This is a genomic window from Verrucomicrobiota bacterium (genome assembly GCA_019247695.1).
GTDB lineage: Bacteria > Verrucomicrobiota > Verrucomicrobiia > Chthoniobacterales > JAFAMB01 > JAFBAP01.
In genome coordinates, this window is sequence record JAFBAP010000023.1 from 1 (window position 1) to 5,479 (window position 5,479).

At 59.1% G+C, this 5,479-nt stretch carries 3 protein-coding genes; 1 reads left to right on the forward strand and 2 read right to left on the reverse strand.

The annotated features are described in order from the left end of the window. Positions 1 to 214 precede the first annotated feature (214 nt). Both JO015_02610 and JO015_02615 read right to left on the reverse strand, forming a co-directional pair. Positions 215 to 2,095 (reverse strand): bifunctional protein-serine/threonine kinase/phosphatase, encoded by a 1,881-nt coding sequence (locus tag JO015_02610; protein ID MBV9997983.1) that lies wholly within the window; start codon positions 2,093 to 2,095, stop codon positions 215 to 217. A gap of 24 nt (positions 2,096 to 2,119) precedes the next feature. Then, positions 2,120 to 3,985 carry an APC family permease gene (locus JO015_02615; protein MBV9997984.1) on the reverse strand — a complete coding sequence of 622 codons (1,866 nt, stop codon included), beginning with the start codon at positions 3,983 to 3,985 and terminating at the stop codon, positions 2,120 to 2,122. A 642-nt stretch (positions 3,986 to 4,627) separates the two neighbouring features. Between JO015_02615 and JO015_02620 the strand changes: the two genes are divergently transcribed. Further along, positions 4,628 to 5,479, forward strand: an 852-nt coding sequence (locus JO015_02620; protein MBV9997985.1) for an outer membrane beta-barrel protein, incomplete at its 3' end; no start/stop codon positions are given.

Genomic DNA, 5,479 nt, shown 5'->3' on the forward strand with positions numbered 1-5,479 from the left:
CTCCCAACTCCGAACTCCGAACTCCGAACTCCGAACTCCGAACTCCGAACTCCGAACTCCGAACTCCGAACTCCGAACTCCGAACTCCTCACTCCTCACTCCTCCTCTTTCCGCCGTGTTCGCCGTGGCTCGCCGTGTTCGCCGTGTGAACTCAGTCGTTGTGCCCGCCAAACCCGCTGTACCCGCCGTGTGACCGAACTCCGAACGCCGAGCGCTAGTGGTGGCAACGCACCAGCAACAGGGCGCCGACGAATACCACCAGGGGAAACAGGGCTGACAGGACCACCAGGCGGGCCCCTTGCCAGCGGGTCCGCCACGCCTTGGGCGAGCGCAGGTGTTGATGTCGCCCGGTCACCTTGACCAACTCAAGGTTGTCGAGGTCATGTTTCATGGCCGCGGCGGAGGCGTAGCGCCGCTGCGGCTCGCGTTCCATCGCGTGGAGGATGACCTCTTCAAGTTCCTCGCTGATTTCAGGGTTGCGCCGCCGCGGGGCCACGGGGTCGCCGGTCAGCCGTGAGTTCATCACGATAAACGGATTCGGCCCTTCAAACGGCACGGAGCCGGTCGTCATCTCATAGAGCATGGCGCCGAGGCTGTAGATGTCTGTCCGCTCGTCCCCTCGCTTGCCTTTAACCTGCTCGGGCGCCATGTAATCCGGGGTACCCATCGCCGGGCTGAAACCGGCAAAGGTCAACCGGCGCATTTCCGTGGACTTCGCGATGCCGAAATCCATGATCCGCAAGGTGCCGTCATCGCAGATCATGACGTTCTGAGGTTTGAGGTCGCGATGGACGATTTTGTTTTCGTGCATGTGGACCAGGGCCGAACAAAGGGCGCCGGCGATCTGGACGGCGTCATTCAACGGCAGTGGACGGACCTCGTTCATCAAGTCGTTGAGCGTGCGTCCCTGCAGGTATTCCATCACGATGTAAGGCCGGCTTTGGTTCGGCACGTCCATGAACCGGAGGATGTGCGGATGGTTAAGGCGCTTGCCGATCTCGGCTTCGCGCTGGAAACGGGAAAACGTGCCCGGGTCGGATTCGAACTGCATGTGCGGCACCTTCACCGCGACGATCTGCCCGGACGTACGGTCCAGGGCCCGGTAAATGGATGCCATGCCGCTGCGGTTGAGCACTTCCTGGATTTCAAAGCGTTCGTCGAGCAGGTCGCCTGCCTGAACTTCGTGGGCCATGGCTTTGTGTGCGTTTGTCCGAGACCGTTTAAGGACCGAAACATCCGAGTCATACTTCGGCTCATTCAGGCGGTCAACTTGCACGACCTGCGCGGAGAGGTTGTCGTCGGTTCCGCGACGCTCCGCCAGGGCGATGAGGTAGGGACAGATTTCATCGAGGTTGAGGCGGTCAACGCCTTCGGCGATCTCGCCGTCGTTGATGAACGCATACAGGCCGTCCGTGCAGAGCATGAGGCGGTCGCGCGACATCAGTTTCAGGCGGCGATAATCGCAGGAGACCATCGGGTCGGACCCGACGCAACGGGTTAACATCGAACGCAGGTTGCTGGCGCGCGCCTCGTGTTCGGTGATAAGCCGGAGCTTGAGCTGCAGCCCGGTGTAGGAATGATCGTCGGTGAGCCGTCGAATTTGTTCCTGGCGCACCAGGTAAACGCGCGAATCTCCGACGTGGCCGATGTGCAGTTCCCGGTCCCGGAAGATACAGACCGTGAGCGTGGTCGCCATGCCGCGCCGCTCCGGGTCCTGCATGCCCGCGTCAAAGATGACGGTATTGGCCCGGGTGAAGATCTGTTTGAATAACGCTTTCGGCGGGAGGGCGGGATCCGCGCTCTGAAACGCGGCCAGTGCGGTCTCGACGGCGAGCCGGCTCGCCACGTCACCGTGCCTGAGTCCGCCGAGGCCGTCGGCGATAATGGCGACCGCGCCGCGCCGGACCCGTTCGTCCGGGTCAGACGGCTGCCAGAACCCAAGGTAATCCTCGTTCCGGTCCCGTTTGGGACCGGTCGAGGATTGGGAAACGACGCTCAGGAGCATGCGGCAACGATCGGGATGGCAGGGAGCAAAAAAGAGCTGCCGCTTACCAACCAGGTGAAGCGGCAGCTCATGGAACGCAGGGCTGACCACGGTCAGCCATCAGCCGTCTGCCGTCTATGCCTGGGAAGGCACCGAAGGGCTTGACGATGAGGGCTGCTGCACGAGGATGGGCCTGGAGTGTTTCCGGCTCGACCCGTAGAAGTAGATGGCCCCGTAGATGCCCCAGACGGCGGCAATGCCCAAGGCCATGTAAGGCTCTTTCCAGCTCATGCCGGCCACGATGAACGGGCCAACGAGATAGAACAGCATGCAAAGCAGGTTCGCCAGCAAACCGAACACCGGCACGACGACGTGCTTGAACCCGTGGAAACTGTGGTGTTCGCGGAAGGCAACGATGGCGATGATGTTGGTCATCATGTACAGCATGAAAGTGCCGAAGTTGCTCGCCAGGGTCACGATGAGCAGGCTTTGCGGGATGTTTACCGCCAGGTCATGCGGGAAGATGCCGAAGCTGTACCAGAGGTTGTGCGGCAATCCTTTGATGGTGTCATCGGTCAGGGCCGCGCCGCCGCAGAAGTAAAGGATCACGGCAAAGACCCCGATCACCGCGGAGATCCCGCAAAGCATCCAGATGGACCGGTGCGGAGTGAGGTTTCTGGTGTGAAGCACCCCGAAGTCGCCCGCCAATTCCGCGTCCCGGCCCATCGCGTAGGTCACCCGGGCGCCGGTGTTGATGCACGACAAAGTGGTGCCGATCAGGGCCAGAAAGACGGTGATCGCCTCAATGAACATGAACCACCAGCCACCCTGGGCGCTGCCGAATATCCAGGTGCCGACCATCTGCATCATGTCGCCGATCGGAGCCGGGGAACCCGCCGCCTGGGTCATCTTGTAACCGCTGTTAAGGAAGTAATTGGCGGCAAAATATTCAAACAGGTAGCAGATCACTCCCTGGATCAGGAGCGACAACAAAACCGCCCGCGGAATGTCGCGCTTGGCGTTACGCGCTTCTTCACCCATGGCCGTGACCGATTCAAATCCGACCAGGATGAGGATGGCGATGCACGCCTGAATGATGGCGTAGCTGAAGCCGTGCGGCGAGATGACCGACAGGGCGTTGGGATGAAACTGAAATGTGTCGGCCGGATTTTTCGGATCGGCGCCTTTATCAATCGCCTGGTCCGGAGCGTAGGTCAGGGTGACGTCCTTATCGGTGCCGTCCGGGTTCTTCTCGAAAACGTAGTTGCCGTCCTTGTCCTTGAGGGGATTGGTGACGTCATTTCCACCGGCGTCTTTGGTCGTCTGGGTTGCGATAACCTTTGAGACCGGGAAGCCGTCCGGGTTGAGGGTGATGCCCTTCGCTCCTTCGGTGTGGTTCACCCGGTAGGCGATGGCAATCACCGAAAAGACGACCAGGGCGGTGATCTGGATGACGTTGACGGCGATGTTGACCGAAGTGGCGCCGGTGACCCCCCGATAGGCGATGTAGCCGATCAGGAAAGGGAAAACGAGCGCGAACAGGATCATGAAAATCGGGCTCGGCACCGCAGAATTGAAGATGGCCGGGAACAATTGGCCGAGCAGGTAGCCGACCAGCAATGCGGTCACGCCCACCATGACGCCAGGGTAGACCCAATAATACAGATGGCTGGCCCAGCCCACGGCAAATTTCGCGATCCGAGCGAATCGGTACGCCTTGGTTTTGGAAAGGAACGCTTGCTCCGCAAAGAAATAGGAAGAACCGGCTCCGGGATACAACTTGGAGAGTTCAGCGTAACAGATTGCAGTCGCAAAACAGAGCAACAATGCCACAACGATCCCGAACCACATGGCCGAACCGGCCATCGGGGCACCATAGAGACATTGCTGCGCATAGGTTAACCAAAGGAAGGCCCCGGGCGCAATCAGCGCCATGGCGTTCATGGTTAACCCCGTTAAGCCGAGGGTCGGCTTGGTGGTGGGTTGAACGGCTTCAGGCATAAGGATGAGAGATGAATCAGTTAGAAACCGAGGCGGCCATTGGAGCACGCGCTATGCCAGGGTTCTTCAAAACGTGAGAAAATGCGACGTACACCGTCACACGGCGGGCACAGCGGGTTTGGCGGGCACAACGTAAGAGTTCACACGGCGAACACGGCGAGCCACGGCGACCACGGGGGGAAGAAAGATACTGTCGTGTTGCATCATAAACGTGCTGTCGAGACGCGCGCACGGGCAAACAGACGAATACCTGCGAAATTCGAGGGCTGCGGGGAAACTGGTCTTGGCGTCGCTTTCATGATCCGTTGGCGAGGTTCGGGCAGAAACGTGGGCAATTTGCGCCAGCAACTCTGCTCCTGAGCTTTACAATGCGCGATTTGTGACAGCAGGCGGTCCGGTCCCGCTGATTATTTTGGTGTCTAACGCCACTTCGGGGCTGGGCGCAGACGGAGCAACGTACTTAACAAAGCGGCCGCTTTCTGTACGCGATCACCAGTGCGTCTCAGCAAGGCAAACGTGGCGCAAGAATTGCTTCAACCGTCAGCTTCAGCGATTTGTTTGCGCGCTGACTTACGCCTAACCACATAGCAGACACATTACCAAGGAGATCCTAGTTTGAAAGTTATCAACTCCAATCGGCTGTTGATCAGGCGGTGCCTTGTTGCTTTCGGCCTTTTCGCGCTGACCCTGCCTGTTGCGTTGTATGCCGGCGACAATGACGGCACCAGCACGACGGACGGCAAAAAGGCCGTCGTGGAACAACCCAAACCGCCGGAGTCACGCTTTAAGCTCTACGGCTGGGTTGAAGCCGGCATCACCGGCAACCCGGACTCGCCCGAGGACAACCACAATTTCGGTCACCTCTTTACCGATCGCGCGAATGAACCATTGCTGAACCAGGCGTCTATTGTCGCCGAACGGACGCTCGATCCAAATGCCACCGGGTTCGATTGGGCCTTTAAGGGATGGTTCCTCGTCGGTAGCGATGCGCGATACACGAAAGCCACGGGACCCCTTGACTTGACTTTCGACTCCCGGGTGCAAATCGACGTTCCGGAACTCTCGTTAACCCTGCATGCACCCATCCCCAGCACCGCCGGTGGCTTGGACATCAAAATCGGCAAATACGCCGATCCGATGGGAGCGGAGAGCATCGACCCGCGTAGCAACGTATTCTACTCGCACAGCTATCTCTTCAACTTCGGCGTGCCGTTCACCGATACCGGCTTTCTGGCTACGCTTCACGTAACGAAATGGCTGGACCTGTACGGCGGGCTAAATCGGGGAGCCAACATGGCTTTAAACGACATCAATAATTCCCTGGCATTTGAAGGCGGAATCGGGCTGAATTTGCTGGATGGAAACTTGACGTCGCTAGCGATCACGCACATCGGCCCGGAAGATCCTCGTGACAACCACGACCAGCGTTTTTATAATGACATTGCGACCACTTGGAAGATCACTAAGGCGCTAACTGCTATTAATGATCTTAAC